This window comes from Francisella uliginis, from assembly GCF_001895265.1.
In the GTDB taxonomy this organism is placed as follows: domain Bacteria; phylum Pseudomonadota; class Gammaproteobacteria; order Francisellales; family Francisellaceae; genus Francisella; species Francisella uliginis.
In genome coordinates, this window is record NZ_CP016796.1 from 1,983,233 (window position 1) to 2,005,977 (window position 22,745).

Consider the following 22,745-nt stretch of genomic DNA (forward strand, 5'->3'; position numbering starts at 1 on the left):
AATTACTCAAGTCCTGATTGATATAACCTACTGTAAAGTCCTCCTTGTTCTAGGAGTTCCTCATGCTTGCCACATTCAACAACTTTTCCGCCATCCATAACAACAATCTTATCAGCATTTTCAACAGTACTTAATCTATGTGCTATAACTATAGTTGTACATGATTTAGTTAAGCTCTCAAGTGCTTGTTGGACAACTTTTTCTGACTCATTATCTAACGCACTAGTAGCTTCATCAAATATTAGTATCGGCGCATTTTTAAGTAATGCTCTTGCTATTGATATTCTTTGTCTTTGACCTCCAGAAAGCTTAGAGCCATTATTACCAATATTCGTGTGCATACCTTCTGGTAACTCTTGGACAAAGTCATATGCATTTGCTCTTTTAAGAACATCAACAACTTCTTCTTCTGAAACATCTCTTGATAAACCAAAAGCAATATTATTATAAACAGTATCATCAAATAGATGAACATTCTGAGAAACCATTGATAAATGAGATCTTAGATTCTCAAGAGATAATTCACGAGTATCTACACCATCGATAGAGATCTGACCTTGATGCTGATTATAAAATCTCGAGATAATACTTGTAAGCGTAGTTTTCCCACTACCTGATTTACCAACAAATGCTACGGTTTCACCAGCTTTAATATCAACGCTTACACCATTTAGAACATTAAGTGTACTAAATGCAAAACTTACATCCTTAATACTTACATCACCAGATACATTTTTAAGCTCTTTAGTCCCAGTCTCTTCTTCTGCTGGATAATCAAGAATATAAAATATATCTTCAGTTGCTGCGACTGCTTTTTGAATAACCACATTTACTTTAGTAAGATTCTTAATTGGTTTTAAGATCGCTGCCGCTGCAGCAAAGAATGATGCAAATGAACCAGCTGTTAGCCAAGATGATCCACCACCATCACTTGTTCCAAAAATGGCAATTGTAAATAATGAAAGAGCTAAAACAAGTGACGCTATAATTTGAATAATAGGAGACGTCAAAGAGTCTAGAGCAATAGTTCTTATCTGCTGAGAATAAGTATAATCAAGATTCTTGAAAAACTTATTCTGCTGTTTATTTTGCGCTCCAAATATTCTTATTTCTTTATAGTTTCTAAGAGTCTCTTCTGCCGTATGAGTGACATTACCCATAGATGATTGAGTATTTCTACTTAGAGATCTGAACTTTTTATTTATTAAGGATATAAATATACCTAAAAATGGTCCAACTATTATCAAAAATAAAGACAGCTGCCAACTTGATACAACCATTACTATTATAAGACCTATTACAAAAGTACCATCCTGAACTACTGTTATGATAGCTGTTGATGTAGCTTCTGTAACTTGATCAACATTATACAAAAGTCTTGAAATAATTTGACCAGAAGAATGTTTATCAAAGAAGGTTGCTGGTAGGTTCATAAATCTTTTGTAGATATCTTTTCTAAACTTGTAGACAACTTTTTGTCCTAATGAACCTATGAAATAATTTGATAAAAAAGATCCTACAGAGCGTAGTGTCAATAAGCCAACCATACCAACACCCATCAACATCAAGATACTAGCACTTTGTTTAGTAACATCACCACCGGCACCAAAACCATAGTTTAGTATAGGATTTATAAGATATATCATTGAAGCATCAGCTGCTGAGAAAAATATACTCCCTATAGCTGCTAAAACTAAGAAGTGCCATAGATGCCTAACTTGTCCTAACAACCTCTTATAAAGAGTAGTTACTTTTTCCTTACTCGACATTTCGCCGCTAAGAGTGCCTGGACCTTGAGATTTAAGGTCTAATTTATCAATCATATTTGCCATAATTTAAAAAAAGATGCTTCTAAAACAACATTAAGTAACAAATAATTATACACTTTTTTCTGTTAATATAAAGCTAAGCAAAATTAACTATCTGTATGATGAAAATATATCTAGTCGGTGGAGCAGTTAGAGATAAACTACTAGGGCTACCTCACAAAGACAAAGACTGGGTGGTTGTTGGAGCCACAGAACAACAAATGTTATCTGCAGGATATATCAAAATTAATGCATCATTCCCAGTATTCATAAATCCTAAAACAAAAGAGGAATACGCTCTTGCCAGAGCAGAAAAAAAAGTTGCTAAAGGATATCATGGCTTTGAAACATTCTACTCAAAAGATATTACTCTTGAAGATGATCTTAAGCGTAGAGATCTAACCATCAACTCGATAGCCATGAGTAAAGATGGCAATATAATAGACCCTTTCAATGGTCAGCAAGATATTAAAGATAGAATCTTGCGACATACATCCAAAGCTTTCATTGATGATCCTTTACGCGTCATTCGTTTAGCTCGATTTAAAGCTCAGTTTTCTCATTTCAACTTTTCAATAGCTCCTGAAACCAAAAAACTTGTAAAAGAGATTTCAAAAACCGATGAATTGAGTCACCTTACAAAAGAACGTTTGCACATAGAGTTTATTAAAGCTCTTACAAACCCTAAAATATTTTTTGAAACTTTAGATGAACTCAGCTCTTTAGAAAAGACACTTCCAACTATAAAAAGCTTACTTATAGCAATACCTAACACTACTTTTTTTAATAACCCTAATTATATAAATTCAGATACAAAACAAAAAATCACCTTATGCTTTTTAGAAACTCCCAAGATATATCTAGAACACTTAAAAAAAGAACTTCTATTAACAAATGAACAATTTAAAATATTAAATGCAGCTATTAGTATCAAACAGATACTGGAAGATGAAATAAATGCTTCAACAGCTTTCAATCTTATAAAGAATGCAAACTTATTGAGAAATAAAATCTTACTCAAAGACAGCATTGAAGTATACATAAAATATATAAGCATTACTAAAGCAAAAAAAACTCTAAGAAGTCACAAATCATTACAAAAAGCTATAGACCTTATTAACAATTTAAATGTCAAAAACATTGTGGCTAACACTCATAAAAGTGATTTAAAAAACTCGTTAAACAATCTCTATATTGATACTATAAAAAACGAATTAAAATTGTGATACAATTACGAAAACCTTTTTTGTAAAGTAGATATTTGACAGAATGAAGAAAATCGATAGATATATTTTCCCTATCAATACCATAGTTTGTATTTTAACTCTATGTGCAGTTGTCTTTACAATGGCCATTCTTGGGTGGAAGCCTTGTCCTATGTGCCTTTTGCAGCAGTTATCAGTGTTATGTATATTGGTTTTAAGTGTATTAGGATGGATTAAAAAGTCACCAAAGGCCTTTTCAGTAGCTATACAGACAATAATTTTAGTAATTATACTTTTAGCTTTGTATGTGGCTGGTGATCAAATATATCTACAGTATTTCAATACACCTCCAACAACGAATATTGCTTCATGTGGTGGTATAGACAATCCGTTTTTACTTAATGTTACCAAATCAATTACAGGTTCGGTTGAAAGCTGTTCAGAAATCTCAGAAGAGATATCTGGATATAGTTTAGCTGTTTATAGCTTTTTATTTTTTAGTTGCTTACTAGTAATCAACTGCATTGGTCTTTTTATTAAAATATTTAAAAAATAGTGAGATAAGATTGTGGACTTCAAAAAAACTTTTGAAAAAATTAAACAAAAAATTAACGCTAATAGAAAAAACTACGCTATTTTCAGTGTAATAGTCGCGGTAATTGCGTGGCTAATCTTAGGAAAATTAGGTTTAACTTTAGCAATTGTTTATTTCATATTCCAAATAAAAAAAATTAGGACACTACTGGCTAAGTTACAAAATAAAAATGTAGCCTCAGTAGTGGTGGTTCTAGCAACATTACTAATATTTGGAGGAATCTTCGGTTTTGCAGAATTTGTACAAAGCATGATCAAAAAAGGCATGGCTTCGTATGTAGCTCAACCCGTTGCTGTTACATCAACAGTTGTCAAAAAGTCAGACTGGCAACAAGTTATTAATACTATTGGTGAAGCTCAAGCAATTCAATCAACGCAAATTTCATCACAATCTGGCGGTATAGTTAGCGAGATTAATTTCAAAAGTGGTCAAGAAGTAAAAAAAGGCGACTTACTCTTCAAGCTAGATACTAGTCAATTAAAAGCAAATTTAGAAGAAGCCCTTTCAAAACTAAAACTTGCCAAGATTACTACAGATCGTTATAACAAACTTGTAGAGCAAAGAGCTACATCAAAAGAAACAGCAGATAAAGCCAATGCAGACTATTTAGCAGCTTTAGCACAAGTACAAAACATTGAGTCTCAAATTGGCTTCAAAGAAGTCAAAGCGCCTTTTGATGGTAAAATAGGTATTAGAAATATAAGTTTAGGGCAATATTTTAATAATGGTGATAATGCTGCGACACTTACAAAAATAGATCCTATTTTTATCACATTCTCTGTACCTCAAAACAAAGTTAGCCTAATAGAGATGGGACAAAATATTAACTTCTATTCTGACTCATATCCTGGTAAAAAATTTACCGCAAAGATAACCGCTATTAACTCTTTCATTAATGATTCAAATAGATCAATAATGGTGCAAGCAACATATAAAAACCCTAAACACCAGATTGTTCCTGGGATGTTTTTGACAGTACATGTAAATCTACCAATAAAGAAAGACTCTATTGTAATCCCAAGAAATGCAATATCGTATAGCTTATATGGTGAATCTGTATTTACTTTAAAACCTGTTTTAGACAAAGATGGTAAAAAAGAAAAAGTCTCATACACATCTACAGCAGAAGGCGGTATGAAAACTGTTACTTTAGATAAAACCCTATATAAAGTTGGACAAAATAATATTAAAGTTATAGAAACAAGAAATAACCTAGCCTTAGTTGAAGGTTTAAAACCTGGCACAACAATAGTTACTTCAGGACAAAACAAGGTCCACAAAGGAAGTGATGCTATGCTAAACAACAGCGTAAAATTAGACAATAATATATATAAGCAAGGAATGTAATAATGCGTCTTATTGATATTTTCATAAGAAGACCTGTCTTATCTCTTTCAATCAGTTTTATGATTATTGTTGTTGGAGTCGGCTCATTTTTTGGTCTTCAAATCAGACAATACCCTTATATCGATAGTGCAACTATTACAGTTACCACTTCATACCCTGGTGCAAACCCAGCAACAATTCAGGCATTTGTAACTAGACCAATAGAATCAGCTGTTGGTTCATCAAAAGGTATCGACTACATGACATCTGAGTCGGCTTTAGGAACTAGTACAATTACTGTATATGTTAAACTTGGCTATAACTCTAACGATGTTTTATCTGAAGTTGTACAAAACGTAAACTCAGTACTTAACAAACTCCCAAAAGATGCTTACTCTCCTGCAATTAAGTTAAATCCAGCAGATAACTTCCCCTCATTAATTCTTGCTTTCACGAGTAAAACAATGAGTACTTCAGAAATATCAGCTTATATAAATTCTGAGTTAACACCAAAACTACTTGCCCAAGGCGGATTATCAGAAATAGATGTATGGGGTAATAAACCTTATGCAATGCGTATATATCCAAATAAATCACGTATGGCGGAATATGGCATAACTCCTGGCGAGCTATCTCAGGCAATTGAATCCAATAGTTTAGTTTCAGCTGGTGGTCAAATACAGGGGCCATATCTAAATTACACATTAAATCCTGAAACAAGTATGTCTAAGGCTCAGGACTATGAGAACCTTATTATCAAAAAAAGTGATAATCAAGTCGTTAGACTAAAAGATGTCGCAAAAGTAGAGCTAGGTGCTCAAGACTATAACTCATCAGTATACTTTGATGGTAAAAACGCTGTACTTGCAGGTGCTGTAGTTTCACCTGAAGAAAACCCCCTTTCAGTAGTTGCCAACCTTGTAAAAGAGTTGCCTAATATTAAAGCAGCCTTACCAAATGGCTTAGATGTTAATATTGCTTATAATAGTACATTATATATTGAAAGCTCAATTGAAGAAGTTATTCACACCCTTGTTGAAGCAATTATTATCGTATCTGTCGTGATGTTCCTATTTTTGGGATCATTAAGAGCAATTGTTGTACCTGTAATAGCTATTCCTTTATCAATTATAGGCTCCTTTTTCTTAATGAGTATGATGGGATTCTCGATAAATCTTTTAACCTTATTAGCAATGATTCTTGCCATAGGTTTGGTAGTTGATGATGCTATTGTTGTACTTGAGAACATTTATCGTCACATTGAAGAAGGAATGGATCCTTTCCCAGCAGCTATCAAAGGTGCTAGAGAGATTGCTAACCCTGTAATATTGATGACTCTGACCCTATTAGTCGTATATGCCCCTATTGGAATGATGGGTGGTTTTACAGGCCAATTATTTACTGAGTTTGCTTATTCACTTGCTGGCGCTGTACTCATATCTGGTGTAGTTGCCTACACACTATCTCCAATGATGTGTTCAAAAGTACTTAATCGCCAAATGATGAGCACTAAATTAGTAAAATTTGTAGATTCAGTATTTAGTAAATTAACTGCAAAATATAAGGCTTTACTTATATTTGTTTTAGATATAAAGCCAGCTATTGCTATTATGGGAGTTATCGTTCTTATTAGCTGTTTCATAATGGGTACAGGCATAAAGTCAGAACTGGCTCCGACTGAAGATCAAGGGTTTATCGCAGTAATGGGTCAAACACCTTCCTCTGCGAATATTAACTATTTAGAAGCCTTTGGTAAAGAACTAAACAAATCTCTAGATGAAATACCTGGTAAGCAAGATACTTTTATCCTAAATGGTGTAATGGGTTCTAATGTAATCTTTGGTGGATTTATTATGCAACCTTGGGATGATAGAAAAATTTTACAGCAAAAAGCAGCTAATTTAATACAATCTAAGGTGACTGAATTACCAGGTATACAAACATATGTACAACAAATGCCTTCTCTACCAGGAATTCCTCGAGGAGCTCCAATTTCTATAGTTATTCAAAGTGTTAATGATTATGAAGCTATAAATGATATAACTAATAAAGTGATTGATAAAATGATGAAGAGTGGGTTATTTGTTTTTGCACAAAGTGACCTTAAATTTGATAACCCTATTGTTGATATAGACATAGATCGTGAAAAAGCGGGAATCTTAGGAATCACAATGGCTGATATCGCCAAAACACTTGGTTCGTCATATGCTGGTGGCTATATAAATTATTTCTTCCTTAGAGGCTATAGTTTCCAAGTAATTCCTCAGTTAGCTAGAAATGAGATGTTAACGCAAGAGCAACTAGGAAATATCTTTATCCGCTCAGATGATGCTTCAGACCTATTTAACTCTGAAGTTCCACTATCAGCATTAATGACATTTAAAACAAAAGGTCAACCACTAACACAAAATACTTTCCAACAACTAAACTCTGCTACTATCTCTGCCGTTATGTCACCTGGTGTTACCCAAGGACAGGCTATTGACTATGTTAAAAGTGCTGTTAGAGATGAACTTCCTGCAGGATTCTCATACAACTTCTCTGGCTCAGCTCGTCAATATGTCGAAAATGGTAGTACTATGATGGTAGCTTTTGCTTTTGCAATTGTACTAATTTTCTTAGCATTATCTGCTCAGTTTGAAAGCTTTAGAGATTCATTAGTTATTTTAGTAACTATTCCAATGGCTATTTCAGGAGCCTTGATACCATTATATTTTGGACAATATATTGGTGCGAACTGGGCCTCACTGAACATCTACACCCAACTTGGTCTAGTAACACTAATAGGGTTAATATCAAAACAAGGTATTATGGTTGTTGAGTTTGCTAACCATTTACAAAAGCATGAAAGATTAAACAAATATGATGCAATTGTTACATCATCATCTCAACGTCTAAGACCAATATTAATGACTGTGTCAGCTATGGTTGTTGGTGTAATACCTCTTGTTACCTCTTCTGGCGCTGGTGCAGTAAGTAGAAACTGTATCGGTGTTGTTATTTCAAGTGGTCTAGTTGTTGGGGCGATTTTCTCACTATTTGTACTGCCTGTTGTTTATATGTATATCGCTAGTGATAAATCAAAATCTGTTGAGCTAGATATCGAACAGCAAAAAATAGTTGATGAACTTAGCGAAAACGACTCAAGCCACTAATAAATTTATCTTTCTCTTAAATTTAGTCTTTGTTATAAACATTACCTAATATTCATTACTTAATATAAAAATCTTAAATATATACAAGCCAAATAAAAGTTCTGTTTTGAATAATTAATATTTCTTTGGTATGCTAATATCTTTGAAACATTAAATTAATGATTTTCTTATGGATGAATCACACTTACCTAAATCAAAACTCTTGATTACTATCGCATGGGTAATATGTTTAATAGCAACTTTAAATTATAGTTATGATTTCTTTATTCGAGCAGCTCCTGGGGTAATGGCTGAAGACCTTAAAACTGCTTTTAATATTGGTGATGCCAAGATTGGCTGGCTTTCCTCAGCATATTTTATTTCTTATACTATTATGCAAATTCCCGCGGGAGTTATATTAGATAAATATAACCGTAAAGTAGTAATAAGTATTGCTACAGCTCTTTGTGTTCTAGGAAACTATTTATTTTCTGCTACTAACTATTATGAAATCGCTTTTTTTGGCAGAATATTAATGGGAGTTGGTTCAGCATTTGGCTTTATTGGTGCTGCTAAGATGGCTGGTATGTGGTTACCACAGAGATTTTTCTCAACATTTATAGGTTTTACAACTGTTATTGGTATCCTTGGTGGATTATTCACAGATGTATTTCTTTCAAACTTAGTAGAGAATCTTGGCTGGAAACAAGGTAACGATATCTTCACATACTTTGGAGTAGTTCTTTTCTTACTAATAGTTATCTTCATCAAAGACAACAAAAAACATGTCGAGAAATTTACACACTTCAGTCAAGCAAGTTTTTCTGAAACTATTATAAAATTATTTAAAATAATAATGAATCCTAAGTTTTGGATTGCTAGCTTAATCGGTGCTAGTATTTTTATGCCTATAAATGTTCTTGGGTCTCTATGGGGAGTTAACCTAATAGAAGTTAAGCTAAATGTTACTCAATCAATAGCATCTCATTTAAATAGTTTTTTATTCGCCGGTGCTGCTATCGGCTTTGCAGTATTTGGAATTATTAGTGCTTACACTAATCGATTTAGGTTTTTATTGATTCTAAGCTTGCTATCATCAGGCTTACTAATAATAGCTATAGCGTATATACCTATGAGCAAAAATGTTTTTATAGTTTCATATTTAGCTTTAGGCATTATGGCTGGTCCTCAAGCAATAACTTTTGCTATAGCAAAAATCGTATCGCCTCCTGGTACTTCAGCATCAAGCACTGCTGGTGTAAATATGATAAATAATATATTACCTGTTATTCTATTGCCAGGTATTGGCTATATACTTTCTCTTTCACAGGGAGTAGCTCATACACTATCCTATAATCAATCTTTTGATATAATCATAGCAATTTTATCGGGTTTACTGCTAATTTGTATACCTTTTGCTTTCTTCCTTCCAAAAGAGATTAATGCTTAAATTATAAGTTCTTCCGGATAAGGATTTAGATAGCTTTGCTTATTTAAGTAAGGTAACTCAATTTCTAAAAGATACATTTTTATAATACTAACAGGAACATCCCACGAAACCTTACAATCTTTGTATTTGTTTAATATCTCTTGGAGGTATTGACGTTGAGATTTAGAAAGTTTTTTATTTATCTCACGTAAAACATTCTGCAACGCCATATAATGAGCCCCTCTTTTAGCTGGAGATGCTATTGCTTGCATAAATAACTCTACATATTTTTGCTTAAGTTCATTTATATCAGCTCTATTGCCAGCTTCAGAAAGCATATGACCTAAAACTTTTTTTACTTTATTATTATGCATCCGCAGTAAAATTTTATGCTTTGAATGATATTCCATCATTTCAGTAATGTTTGAACAAGCCATAAAAGTAGTTCTTAAATCATAATAGCAAAATACTTTACGTAGAAAATGGTCCCTTAGTGTCTTATCTGTAAGCTTACCATCATCCTCTATTGGTAAGAGTGGATCATACTGCTTAAGAGCTCTAGCAAACAAGCCATCTGCTTTTTTACCAGTATAACCATGACTCTCATCAAACACTCTAGCAGTTGCTACTCCACAGCTTGGTGACTTAGCTTTTAAAATAAAACCATAGACAGTACCTAAATTTGATACTAATTTATCAACTGCTTGTTTAAGTTTATCTGTGACATCAACATGAGTTTTATTAGTTTTAACAGCTAAAATATCTTTTTCTATATCTTCAACTAAAAATAGTGTTGGCCTTGGCACACCTAATCCTGCAGCAACTTCTGGACAAACTACTTTGTAATCAAAATAATTTGCATATACTCCTGTAATATATGATTTATGGCAATTTCCGCCATTATAACGAACATTATTGCCAACTAAACAGCTACTTACACCTATAGATATTTTACTCATATAATATTATTAAAACCATTAATACTAATTATTCTCAATTTTGACACTCTCCCAAAACTAAAGCAAGAAGATTGATGCTCTATTAACTATTATTAATTTATGTTTTTTTATAGCAATATAAACGATACATGCTAAAGGAAGTAGCATCAATAAAAATGATATGGTAGATTACATACATTCAAATAAATATGACGTCACTAGTATTTAAAAGTGACTCTAATAAAGTAGAAAAATAGATTTAAGAACGTTTGAATATATAATATTGACCTTGAACGCTGAAAAACTTTAAGCTAATAGATAAATCAACTTTTATAATACATTGAGAATAAATTATGAACTTTTATACGATATTTGTAACAATATTTCTATTAACAGATGGGATTGGAAATATTCCTATATTTTTAAGTATACTTAGAAAATACAATAGTATTGATCAAAGAAAGATAATTATCAGAGAAATGATAATTGCTTTTCTTATACTTAGTTTGTTCTTTTTTTGTGGCAAAACTATTTTAAGCTTGATGAATATCTCAGTTGCAGCGGTACAAGTTTCAGGTGGTGTGATTTTATTTATTATGGCATTAAAAATGATATACCCTACTAATGAAAATATGAAGCAAGAAGATGACTCTGATCCTTTTATTGTACCATTAGCAACACCATTGATGGCTGGCCCTTCAAGTATTGCAATGGTAATGATCATAGCTCAGCATAACTCTATAGGCGCACTATTAAGTTGGTTATCAATAAGCTTAGCTTGCTTTTCTACGTTACTAATTCTTTTAATTGCTCCTTTTCTAAAACGCATTTTAGGAAATAGAGGCATGAAAGCGGTTGAAAGACTTATGGGAATGATACTAACAATTATTGGCACACAAATGATAATTACTGGTATTCTTCAAGCAATAAAATAATTGAAAAATACCTAAATACATCTCTAGACTATTTTCAAACTATATCATGAGTAAAAAATTATATAGGGATAATATTTATTCAAAAGAAGTTGCTATATCAAGAATTTCATTTAAACGGTCATCCGTATCAGCAATAACTAAAATCATTACCTTATGGTTTAATTCAAGGTTTCCTATACAAGTTATAATAACTCCTTCATTATCACCATAAGTATAATCTATATCTTTTGATTTTAAATACTCATGATAATCCTCTATACTTGAACCTTTGGGTACAACTACATTATTATGCCCAACCCATGGTTTTTCTTCTCCATTACGTAGTTCATAAGCTAAGAATCCTGCATATATTGCTCCAGTCTGCCTAGCATTAACCTCTAAAATATATGGGACTATTTTGCCATCTATCTTACGTATCAAAAGATCAACTCCTACAATTCCTCTAACGCCCATATCACGTAGGATCTCTGTCACCTCATCACACATTTCAATAACAGCCGGCTCATCACTAAATTCGGACTTATATTTGTTTCCTAAATGAGTCTGGCCATCTAGCATTTGATCACTAAGTCCTAAGCAAATATCGTCTTCTTTCTTATCCGCGATACTAACTTGAAAAGCAGGAGATCCAAGATTATCTAACCATGGATCAATCATGAATATTTCTACTCTTCGCATAAGTTTTAGAATTTCTCGTAACTCTTTTTCACTTTGAAAACGATGAATACCATATCCTGAACAAGCTCTAGGCATAATTACAGCACATTCATATATACCTTTATTTTCGTACTTACGATATATTTTCAATGCTTTTTTAACATAATCCTCATCAGAAACTGTAGAAATAATATTTACACTAGGAACTAAGATACCTTTATCATGTAACATTTGTCTCAAGAAAGACTTATCATTTAAAAATTGCGAAAGAGCTTCTGACAATCCGTAATCTTTCTTATATTTAATACCTAGTAATTCAACTGCAGTAGCTGAAGTAAAAGGTACAAGACTTGTATACTCAGGATCACTAAACTCTGAAATCTGATCAGCATAATTCATAACAATTGTTGAAAATCTATAGTGCTCATTATGTAAAAATATGAAGTTATCCATATTTATATAACCAAGGCCAATCTTATTAAAGTAAGAAACTATTTTTTCTACTTCATCTTGGGTTTTCTTAGGTAAAACTATTTTATGATCTTTCGCAAGTAAGCATAATGTACGCGTAACATATTTATCCACAAAAGAGCTAACTAAATCTGCACCATATATATCTGTCGTATTAGGTATATGAATAGCTTTTTTGCCCCAAATTTTTTCAGAAATAGAGTTTGTTGTTTTTATTGCCATAACTTATGCACCTTTTAATTGTTTTTGTTTACGCGTACTGGCAATAGCCTTAGCAAAAGCTTCAGCCATTGATATTAATTTCTTTTGATCAACTTCTAAATTAGCTATATCATATTTTTCATCATCTGTTGTTATTTTAGATACAAGATCTTTAGGTATGTCAATGCAGACAGTTTCTAGTTCACAAACAAGATAATGTGCTACTAAATGTTCAGCAAGAATATATGGTTTATCATACTGGATATCTATACCCATTGCTTCTAACTCGTAAGATAGAGACTCTAGTAGTTCTTTAGAAGCAAAAATACCATTACGAGCATCTCCAGTAAAAAGCTCTGTTATTCTTTTTTCACCCTCTATATGTGCTTTTTTGTATAAATCAATGTAATCATTTAATGTCTCTGGAGTCTCTATTATTGCCTCAGAATACCTCTCTTGGATAACATTTGGTGAATAACTAGACATTGTGTGTAAGTCTATAGACATAGCATTATAGCTTTTAGCAACTGCAACAACATGACAAAGCTTTTGCATATACTCATCATAGAGTTTTACTAAAGATTTTTTCAGCTCAGGATGCTGATCATAATCAATAATATTTCTTAAACAGTTTGGATATAATCTGCCAGCATCTAATATTGAGCGAGGAAAAGTTGGCTCCATAATCAAAGTATATAAGCCATATTCTGAATACAATTTCTGAGCTATAGCATGGCTAAGAGAATATGTTCCAAAGTCATATTCAATAGATAAAAAGTCATAAAAATCTTCTTTTTCTAATTTTACTAGCTGCTTTATAGCAGGATAGTCAAATTCGATGAAATTATTTCCAAGCTCTGCATGAGGGCAGGTTATAACAAGATCAAACCTAAGGTTTTCCTCTGTATAAAAATACAAAGTTGCACACTCATAGTATTTTGTGTAGAAAGGCTTAGCTATTTTGCTCATATAAATTTAAGTAAAACTATACACTCTTACGTTATTTTTTAACCATTATAAATTATTATAACAACTATAAAACTAATAATAAATTTCAAAATTCTTTATAATGTAACAATGAAATAAATAATCTACAAATAGCATGTTTATGAAAAATAAGAAAGAAGGCTCAATTCTAAGTTTTTTAGTAGTTTCTTTCGCAAGTTTTTTTGCTGTGTTTATGCTTGTAATATCGATATTTAGCTTTTATCAAGTTAAACATCAAAATGATGCTCTTTTTGACTATCAATTAAAATCTGCAGCTCAACTTATCGAAACAGTCCTAAAAGTATACCCTTTAGAACGTGATAAATTTGCTACAAACATGATTGCTAATAAAATATCTTCTTCATTTCTAGACATTAAAAACCATAATGAAAGTGCTGGATTTATTGTTTATGATCCTAAGCATAAGAGGTTATTATTAAAAACCTCTAATCTTCCCATTTTCCACAAGGATTATCAAAATATAGCCTCAAAAACTGGCTTTGACTGGTTTTACAGTAGTGCATCTGGGAAACAAAGACACTGGTATACCTACACGCTAAAAACAGACAGTGGCAAAATTATAACAATATTTGCAAGCAATGATGTTAAAGACAAAGTTTCTAGGCAAATAATTTTTAAATTTGCAATACTATTAGCTTCAACCTACATCATTTTAATCGCCTTCATATATTATATTTTAAAAACTGCCCTTCACCCTCTTGAACGTATAAACAAACGTGTTGCAAAAATAAATCCTCGTAAAAATGAAAAACTTGATGAAGATATTATTCCCTATGAAATAAAATCTTTAGTTGAGCAAATAAACTCTCTTATTGAAAAATTCCATGAAATATTAGAAAGAGAAGAACGTTTCTCTGGTGATGCAGCTCATGAACTAAAAACTCCTATTGCTGGAGTCAAAACACTAGTTGAAATTGCACTTGCTTCAGATAATATTGAAGAAATTAAACAAAAATTAGTAAAAATTAAAAGCTCAACAAATAGATATTCACATATTATTGACCAACTATTAACATTAAGTCGAATTCAACCAAATGAACAAATCACATTTGGAAAAAAACTAATGATCAATAAAACCCTTGAAACATTTATTGCAGATAGTGCTATCAAAGCAATTGAAAAAGATATTGAAGTTTCATTCTTTCCATGTAAGGATCAAATTTATTGCTACAGTAATGACTATTTGCTTGGAATACTATTTAAAAACCTAATTTCAAATGCTATAAAATATACTCCAAACGGAGGAAATATTGAGATACATTCTTATCAAGAGGGTAATGTCATAACTGTTGATATAAAAGATAGTGGCATAGGTGTTCCTCCAGAAAATATTGACCGCATTTTTGATAGATTCTATCGTGAAACTGGAACTGGTGAAGAAGGTAGTGGACTAGGTTTGGCAATAGTTACAGAAATAGTAAGACTCCACCATGGTAAAATTTATGCTAAAAATAATGCTAACCAAAAAGGACTTACTGTAACTGTAAAAATACCTACAGATTACAATTCTGATAGCCAACGGTAGATTAATAACAAATATTTTACTTTATAGTTAGTTTTTAAAAATATCTTTCTAAAGCCTTCTGCATTTTTAGATCTTCAAACACAAAGCCTTTTGATAGCAGCTTATTTGGCTTTATATTTTGACTTGAGAGCAATAGCTCTTCACCCATCTGCCCAAACAATAGTTTAACGGCAAAAGTTGGCATTTTAAAAATATATTTTTTAGCTAAATACTTTCTTAGTAACTTTATCAGTACTTGATGTTGGCATACATTCGGAGATGTAAGATTAAATATTTCCTTATTATCAAACTTATTATCTATCGCAAATTCAAAAGCTCTACATAAATCATAAATACTCACCCAACTCATATAGTTATGCCCATTTCCTAACATAGTCATAAAACCAAATTTAGCCGACATAGTCATCTTGTGTAAAGCTCCGCCATTGCCGATAACTACGCCAAAACGGAAAATTGTATATCTTTGTAGTTTAGAACTAACTACACACTTCTCCCACTTATCAACAACCTCTTGACCAAATGTTAAGTTATCATATTCTCTATTATGATTATCCTCATCTTGGATTAGTTTAGAGAAATTATAGTATCCAATAGCACTAGCATTCATTAGCCAAATATTTTTATCTCCGATAAGTTCAACCAACTTACTTGTTGGCTCAATACGACTTGCTAATATTTTCTCTTTAACAGTCTTACTCCAGCGTTTTTCTCCAATATTATAACCACATAAATTTATCACAATATCATAGTTAGCAATATTCTCTTTTGTCAGATTAGACCATGTAATCATATTATGATAATTACCTAGGTTTCTTTTTTCTGACCTGGTTAAAAGAGTTAAATCATACTTTACACTCAGATACTTAGATAACTCTCTACCAACAAATCCTGAACCTCCTGCTATTAATATTTTCATTTCATGTACCTCATAATACTTTCTTCTTGTCACTTACAATTATATTGATAAAACTATACTAATGAACATTACATTTTATTAATATTATTGAAACCTGCTTGAGTATACCATCACAATATGAGAATCTATAGTTACAAATTTAGCCCTCCCAGCTGAAAACCATTAGCCCACGAGGCTAGATTTTAATAACTAAACAAAAAAGAGGTTTTCTCATGTACTGGGTCGAGATTCTATCAAGAATACAATTTGCTTTCACGGTGAGCTTCCATATACTATTTCCAGCCTTTAGTATTGGATTATCGACATTTCTGATGATCTTTGAAGCTCTATGGCTAATAACAAAGAACGATAAATACTTATCCATAGTCAAGTTCTGGACAAAAATATTCGCTCTAACATTTGGTATGGGTGTAGTTTCGGGTATTGTTATGGAGTTTCAGTTTGGTGCCAACTGGGCAGGCTTTGCCGAAAAAGTAGGTCCTGTACTTGGCTCGTTATTTACTTATGAAGTTCTTACAGCATTCTTTATTGAGGCTGGTGCTTTAGGTATAATGATTTTTGGTTGGGGACGAATCAACAAATATATACACTTTCTAGCAAACTTCACTATTTTTGTTGGTGTTACATTATCAGCTTTTTGGATATTGTCAGCAAACTCTTGGATGCAAACTCCAGATGGTGTTAACTACATAAACGGCAGATTTGAGGTTTATAGTTGGTATCACGTGATATTTAACCCATCCGTGATCCCTAGATATATACATATGCTTTTAGCAGCTTATCTGAGTACGCTAATGGTTATACTAGGTGTCAGCTCATACTATCTAATAAAAGATAAGCACCACTCTTTTGCGAAGACTTGTGTTAAGTTTTCAGTAATATCAATACTAGTATTAAGCTTGAGTCAACTTATGGTTGGTGATGATGTTGGTAGAGAGGTACATGAAAATCAACCACTAAAAACTGCCGCTATAGAAGGGGTTTGGAATACTCAAAAAGGAGCTCCTTTTGTAGTTTTTGCATACCCAAGTGAATCTCAAGAGAAGAATCTATTCTCGATAGAAATCCCTAAACTTGCATCTTTAATAAATACCCATGAGCTTGATGGTAAATTAATTGGTTTAAAATCAGTACCTGAAAAAGATAGACCAGTCGTTGCTGTAGTATTTTATAGCTTTAGAATAATGGTTGGTATTGGAACTCTAATGATCTTAATTGGTTTAGCCGGTACAACTTTATTAGCAAGAAAAAAAGTATACTCTGCAAAATGGTTCCTTAAACTTTGTACTTTAGCAACACCATTAGGCTTTGTTGCAATTATTACAGGATGGTTTACCGCAGAATTTGGTAGACAGCCTTGGGTTGTTTACAATATTCTTAGAACACAATATTCTGTAAGTGATATTAATTTCTGGCAAGTTTTTGCATCACTAACATCAATAATAATTGTTTACTTCATTATATTTGGTTACTTTTACTTCAAGTATTTACTCAGAATTATTAAGGGTGGACCAAATTCTCCAGGGGAAGAAAGAATGCCTTACTCATACTTTCAATCTGTTGAAAAAAATGTAAGCGAGGAGGAATAAGTCATGGATTTAGCACTAATTTGGTTAATGATAATTGCGTTCGCTCTACTTTTATATGTCATTTTAGATGGTTTTGCTCTAGGTATGGGAATATTATTTCCTTTTTTAGATGATCATCAAAGGGATATAGCAACTAGTATTTTATTACCTACATGGGATGGTAACCAAACATGGTTAGTTTTTGCTCTAGCATGCTTTTATGGTATGTTCCCGATTGCCTTTGCATATATCTTTCCAAAAATATATTTATCGGCAATTTTGCTTGTAGTTACGATACTCCTAAGAGGAATATGCTTCGAGTTTAGACTAAAATCTTCACAAAAAGGTATCAAAAACTGGGATCGTCTATTTTTCATATCTTCTTTTGCAGCTACTTTCCTACAAGGTTATATCGTTGGTGAGCTAATAGTTGGATTTCCTCATAATGCTTTATATGATGTTGGTTTTTCTTCTGTAACAGGAATTACTTTAATTTTTGGTTATGCTCTATTAGGAGCTACGCGCTTAATACTAAAAACTGAAGGCGAGCTATTTACAAAAGCAAAACAGTTTGCTAAAAACTGCTCTAAAATTCTAGTTATTATGATGCTTATAATTGGAGTAATTACGCCATTATACATTAAACTTCCTTTTGATAATCTTTATAAAATGGTAATTTTAGGAGAGCTACTTGCACTTACTCTAATAAGCGCATTTATATTAATAAAAGCTGTTGAGGTGAAAAACCATGCTTTACCTTACTGGTTAGCAGTTGCTATCTTTATATTTACTTATATGAGCATGTTGACTCTTATCTTCCCTTATATAATCCCTTATAAGATAACTTACTTACAAGCTCAAGCTAGCGATACAACTTTATTATTCACACTAATACCAGCTATTATAATGATACCGTTGCTATTGCTATATACTGGTTATGCTTACTATATATTCAGAGGGAAAACGAAAGAAAAATTACATTACTAAAATTTATTATCTAACAACTATATACTTAGCTGCTTCTTCTGGTGTTATAGTTCCAGCTTTAAGTAGATTCTCTATACTATGCTCCATTGTTGACATACCTTTTGAAGTACCAGTCTGTAATGCTGTATATATCTGAGAAAGCTTATTCTCTTTTATCATATTTCTAATACCTGAGTTAGAGATAAGCACTTCATAACTAGCTACTCGTCCTCCACCCTTACGCTTAAGTAGTCTTTGAGAAATAACAATCTGTAAAGATTCAGCTAACATATTACGCACTAACTCTTGCTCAGCTGGAGGAAATACCGAGATAACCCTATCAACTGTTTTAATAGCTGACATTGTATGTAAAGTACCTAAAACCAAATGTCCCGTCTCAGCTGCTTCTAATGCTAAACGAATAGTCTCTAAATCTCTCATCTCACCAACAAGAATACAATCCGGATCTTCTCTAAGTGCTGATTTTAATGCTGCATTGAAACTCTTAGTATCTCTTTTTACTTCACGTTGATTTACTAATGCTCTTTGGCTAACATGAACAAATTCAACTGGATCCTCAATAGTTAAAATATGAGAGTCCTCTTTTTGATTTATCTCATTAACTAATGCGGCTAAAGTACTACTTTTACCTGAACCAGTAGGACCTGTTACAAGTATTAAACCACCTTTTTTAGCTTGCACTTCCTTAAGAATCCTAGGAGCTCCAAATTGATCAAGTGTTGGAATTTTATTTTCTAAGCGACGAAAGACTGCTCCATATCCTCTATTGTGAAAAAATGCATTAACCCTAAATCTGGCATCATTTTCTTTATCATCAATAGAAAAATCACACTCATAAGTGTCGACTAACTCTTCTTTTTGATCATCTGTCATTATTTCTAAAAGCATTTGAGAAATCATTTTATCATTCAAAACTGGAGCTGATTCTATATCAATCAAATCACCATCTATTCTATATTTAGCCCTGCAGCCAGAAGATAAATGTAAGTCCGATGCTTTCTTTTGCACACAAATAGTTAGTAGTTTTCTTATCATAATGAAAATAAAATCTGAATTAATAGTAATAATAAAACTTTATCACTATTAAAGACTAAAAAATAGATAATTAAAGAAATTTAATAGATTAATTATTTAAATATTTTTTTAAAGAAATTAGCCATTTTTGCAAATGGGCAAGAAGTATCTGAAGATCCTTCAGAACATGAGTCAGAACCTACTGAATTAGACTTTTTTTTTTGATCCATCATATCTTTTAAAACAGTCTGTAAAATACCACCATTTTTCAGATAATCAACGTCAACATCTGCATCTAAACGAGCTTTTGCTTCAAATGTTGTCGTATGAGCAGTCTCAGGGTGTACAGCTTCAACAACAACTCTTTGGCGAGGTTGAATATTGTTTAAGTTTTTAATATTAAACATTTCTGAACCATCTAAACCAAGAGTTTTTGCAGTTTGACCATCAACGTATTCAAGAGGTAACACGCCCATACCCACTAAATTTGATCTATGAATTCTCTCATAGCTCTCAGCAATAACAGCTTTAACACCTAATAAGAAAGTACCTTTAGCAGCCCAGTCACGCGATGAACCAGTACCATACTCTTTACCAGCTAAGATAACAAGAGGAATATCTTTTTCTTTATATTTCATTGCCGCATCAAATACATACTGTTGAGAACCATCAAGATGATACTTAGTAAAACCACCTTCAACATTATCTAAAAGTAAGTTACGAATACGGATATTTGCAAAAGTACCTCTCATCATAACTTCATGGTTACCACGACGAGAGCCATAAGAGTTGAAGTCTTTTTTCTCAACGCCATGTGATTTTAGATATTGTCCTGCAGGATATTCTTCAGGTATCGCACCAGCTGGAGATATATGATCCGTAGTTACAGAATCACCTAACATTAAAAGAGTTCTTGCTCCTTTAATATCTAAATTATCATTACCTTCAGCAAACTTCTCAAAGAAGCTTGGGCATTGAATATATGTTGAAGATTTATCAAACTCATATAGTTTACCTTCAGGAGCATCAAGTTTTTGCCAATCTTCTGTACCATCAAGTACTGTTGCATATGCTTTTTCAAACATTGCTGAGTTAATCACATCAGACTGAATAGCTGCAATTTCTTCAGTAGTTGGCCATACATCTGCAAGATATACATCATTTCCTTCAGCATCAACACCGATAGCATCTTCAACAGGATCAAAATCAACTGTACCAGCTAAAGCATAAGCTACAACATGAATTGGTGATGCTAAGTAGTTTGCCTTAACATAAGGATTAATACGACCTTCAAAGTTACGGTTACCAGAACTTACAGAAGCAACTACAAGATCTGCTTCATCAATAGCATCAATAACTGGTTGATCTAATGGTCCTGAGTTTCCTATACATGTAGTACAACCATAACCTACAAGGTTAAAGCCTAAATTCTCAAGTTCTGGAAGTAAGTTTGCTTTCTCAAGATATTGAGTTACAACTTGAGATCCAGGGGCTAAAGAAGTCTTAACAAAAGGTTTAACTTTTAAACCTTTTTCATTTGCTTTTTTAGCAAGTAAACCAGCACCTAAAAGTAGTGATGGGTTTGATGTATTTGTACATGATGTAATTGCAGCAATAGCAAGTGAACCATGAGTAATAGTCTCATCAAGGCCTTTTACTTCAGCAGATTTTTGTAACTGCTCTTGTGTTAAACCAAAGCCATGTAGACCCTGTTCATGTACTAAAGCTTCTTCAAAAGCTTTTTTCATATCATGGAAAGCAACTCTATCTTGTGGACGCTTAGGACCAGCAAGGTTAGATTCAATATCTGATAAATTAATTTCTACAATACTAGAATACTCAGGCTCTTCAACTGGGTTTTCTCTAAATAATAACTGCTCTTTATACATCTCACGAGCTGCATCAACTAGCTCACCTCGATTTGTATTGTTAAAGAAGTCTAGTGTTACTTCATCAACTGGGAAGAAACCAATAGTAGCACCATACTCTGGAGCCATGTTAGCAATAGTAGCTCTATCTGGAAGAGATAAGCTTTCTAAACCTTCTCCATAATATTCAACAAACTTACCTACAACACCATGTTTTCTAAGTGCTTCTGTAATCTCAAGTACCAAATCAGTAGCTGTTACACCAGTTTTTAATTTACCAGTTAGTTTAACACCAACCACATCTGGGAGTACCATATAATATGGTTGACCAAGCATTACAGCTTCAGCCTCAATACCTCCTACACCCCAACCTACAACACCAACACCATTGATCATAGTAGTATGAGAGTCAGTACCAACTAAAGTATCTGGATAAATTATATTTTCACCATCTATGTTTTTAACCAATGCACCTTTTGCAAGATACTCTAAGTTTACTTGGTGGATAATACCCATTCCAGGTGGAACAACTGTGAAATCATCAAAAGCTTTTTGTGCCCACTTAAGTAAGCTATATCTTTCACCATTTCTTTCAAATTCTTTAGCTACGTTTTGTGCTAATGCTGTTTTTGTACCGTAATAATCTACTTGTACAGAATGGTCAATAACCATTGCTGTATCTACAAGAGGGTTAATTTTATCAGCATCTCCACCAGCATCTTTGATAGCTTTTCTCATCGCTGCTAAATCAACTACTGCTGGAACACCTGTAAAGTCTTGCATTACAACTCTAGCAGGCATATGTGGAATTTCAGGTCTAGAACTAGCTTTTGCATCCCAGTTTAGTACCTTATTCATATCTTCTTCTTTTACTTTGTAACCATCAATATTTCTTAATTGGTTTTCAAGTAATACTCTAATTGAGTATGGTAAACGATTTACATCCTTACCAAGTTCTTGAGAAAGTTTTTTTAAGCTATATAAAGAATATTTATTTCCTTTATCCTCTATATTAAGCTTAGTGATATTTTTAATATCAGACATGCTATTAACCTCCGTAGATACCATATTTTTTTGCATACAAGTATATTTTAACCTGTAAAAGCTTATTTGTATATAAAATAAAACTCTTCAAAGCTTTGCTTTCAATTCAAACTCTC

Annotated in this window: 16 protein-coding genes; 9 read left to right on the top strand and 7 right to left on the bottom strand. The window is 32.5% G+C overall.

Annotated features, from left to right (window positions below; all coding sequences use genetic code 11):
* Positions 1-2: 2 nt before the first annotated feature.
* A complete protein-coding gene (msbA, locus tag F7310_RS09215; RefSeq protein WP_072713292.1) occupies positions 3-1,832 on the bottom strand; it encodes a lipid A export permease/ATP-binding protein MsbA in 1,830 nt (609 codons plus the stop codon).
* A 98-nt stretch (positions 1,833-1,930) separates the two neighbouring features.
* Here msbA and F7310_RS09220 point away from each other — a divergent pair, with 98 nt between their 5' ends.
* The 5 genes from F7310_RS09220 (at position 1,931) to F7310_RS09240 (ending at position 9,518) form a co-directional block, all read left to right on the top strand.
* On the top strand, positions 1,931-3,034 hold the full coding sequence (locus F7310_RS09220; protein WP_072713293.1) for a CCA tRNA nucleotidyltransferase: 1,104 nt from the start codon (positions 1,931-1,933) through the stop codon (positions 3,032-3,034).
* A gap of 43 nt (positions 3,035-3,077) precedes the next feature.
* The gene (locus F7310_RS09225; RefSeq protein WP_072713294.1) at positions 3,078-3,569 is read left to right on the top strand and encodes a disulfide bond formation protein B; all 492 of its coding nucleotides are present in this window, start codon (positions 3,078-3,080) and stop codon (positions 3,567-3,569) included.
* A 12-nt stretch (positions 3,570-3,581) separates the two neighbouring features.
* Positions 3,582-4,955, top strand: a complete 1,374-nt coding sequence (locus tag F7310_RS09230; RefSeq protein WP_072713295.1) for an efflux RND transporter periplasmic adaptor subunit — start codon at positions 3,582-3,584, stop codon at positions 4,953-4,955.
* 2 nt (positions 4,956-4,957) lie between these two features.
* Positions 4,958-8,089 (top strand): efflux RND transporter permease subunit, encoded by a 3,132-nt coding sequence (locus F7310_RS09235; RefSeq protein WP_072713296.1) that lies wholly within the window; start codon positions 4,958-4,960, stop codon positions 8,087-8,089.
* Positions 8,090-8,258: 169 nt separating this feature from the next.
* Positions 8,259-9,518, top strand: coding sequence for an MFS transporter (locus tag F7310_RS09240; RefSeq protein WP_072713297.1), 1,260 nt, complete (start codon positions 8,259-8,261; stop codon positions 9,516-9,518).
* On the opposite strand, the gene F7310_RS09245 is transcribed toward F7310_RS09240, so the two are convergent.
* Positions 9,515-10,456 carry a YbgA family protein gene (locus F7310_RS09245; RefSeq protein WP_072713298.1) on the bottom strand — a complete coding sequence of 314 codons (942 nt, stop codon included), beginning with the start codon at positions 10,454-10,456 and terminating at the stop codon, positions 9,515-9,517. The two genes, F7310_RS09240 and F7310_RS09245, sit on opposite strands and share 4 nt — an antisense overlap.
* Positions 10,457-10,788: 332 nt before the next feature.
* Between F7310_RS09245 and F7310_RS09250 the strand changes: the two genes are divergently transcribed.
* Positions 10,789-11,370, top strand: a complete 582-nt coding sequence (locus tag F7310_RS09250; protein WP_072713299.1) for a MarC family protein — start codon at positions 10,789-10,791, stop codon at positions 11,368-11,370.
* Positions 11,371-11,445: 75 nt separating this feature from the next.
* On the opposite strand, the gene F7310_RS09255 is transcribed toward F7310_RS09250, so the two are convergent.
* Both F7310_RS09255 and F7310_RS09260 read right to left on the bottom strand, forming a co-directional pair.
* Positions 11,446-12,720, bottom strand: a complete 1,275-nt coding sequence (locus F7310_RS09255) for an ATP-grasp domain-containing protein (protein WP_072713300.1) — start codon at positions 12,718-12,720, stop codon at positions 11,446-11,448.
* Between the two features lie 3 nt (positions 12,721-12,723).
* Positions 12,724-13,668, bottom strand: a complete 945-nt coding sequence (locus F7310_RS09260) for a hypothetical protein (protein ID WP_072713301.1) — start codon at positions 13,666-13,668, stop codon at positions 12,724-12,726.
* A 133-nt stretch (positions 13,669-13,801) separates the two neighbouring features.
* On the opposite strand from F7310_RS09260, the gene F7310_RS09265 reads away from it, so the two are divergent.
* The gene (locus tag F7310_RS09265; protein WP_072713302.1) at positions 13,802-15,232 is read left to right on the top strand and encodes a sensor histidine kinase; all 1,431 of its coding nucleotides are present in this window, start codon (positions 13,802-13,804) and stop codon (positions 15,230-15,232) included.
* 34 nt (positions 15,233-15,266) lie between these two features.
* Here F7310_RS09265 and F7310_RS09270 read toward each other — a convergent pair whose 3' ends face one another.
* A complete protein-coding gene (locus F7310_RS09270; protein WP_072713303.1) occupies positions 15,267-16,148 on the bottom strand; it encodes a TIGR01777 family oxidoreductase in 882 nt (293 codons plus the stop codon).
* 212 nt (positions 16,149-16,360) lie between these two features.
* Between F7310_RS09270 and F7310_RS09275 the strand changes: the two genes are divergently transcribed.
* Both F7310_RS09275 and F7310_RS09280 read left to right on the top strand, forming a co-directional pair.
* The gene (locus tag F7310_RS09275; protein WP_072713304.1) at positions 16,361-17,737 is read left to right on the top strand and encodes a cytochrome ubiquinol oxidase subunit I; all 1,377 of its coding nucleotides are present in this window, start codon (positions 16,361-16,363) and stop codon (positions 17,735-17,737) included.
* A 3-nt stretch (positions 17,738-17,740) separates the two neighbouring features.
* A complete protein-coding gene (locus F7310_RS09280; RefSeq protein WP_072713305.1) occupies positions 17,741-18,703 on the top strand; it encodes a cytochrome d ubiquinol oxidase subunit II in 963 nt (320 codons plus the stop codon).
* A 6-nt stretch (positions 18,704-18,709) separates the two neighbouring features.
* Here the strand turns inward: F7310_RS09280 and F7310_RS09285 are convergent, their stop codons facing one another.
* Positions 18,710-19,738, bottom strand: a complete 1,029-nt coding sequence (locus tag F7310_RS09285) for a type IV pilus twitching motility protein PilT (protein ID WP_072713306.1) — start codon at positions 19,736-19,738, stop codon at positions 18,710-18,712.
* 92 nt (positions 19,739-19,830) lie between these two features.
* Positions 19,831-22,629, bottom strand: a complete 2,799-nt coding sequence (gene acnA / locus F7310_RS09290) for an aconitate hydratase AcnA (RefSeq protein ID WP_072713307.1) — start codon at positions 22,627-22,629, stop codon at positions 19,831-19,833.
* Between the last annotated feature and the right edge of the window lie 116 nt (positions 22,630-22,745).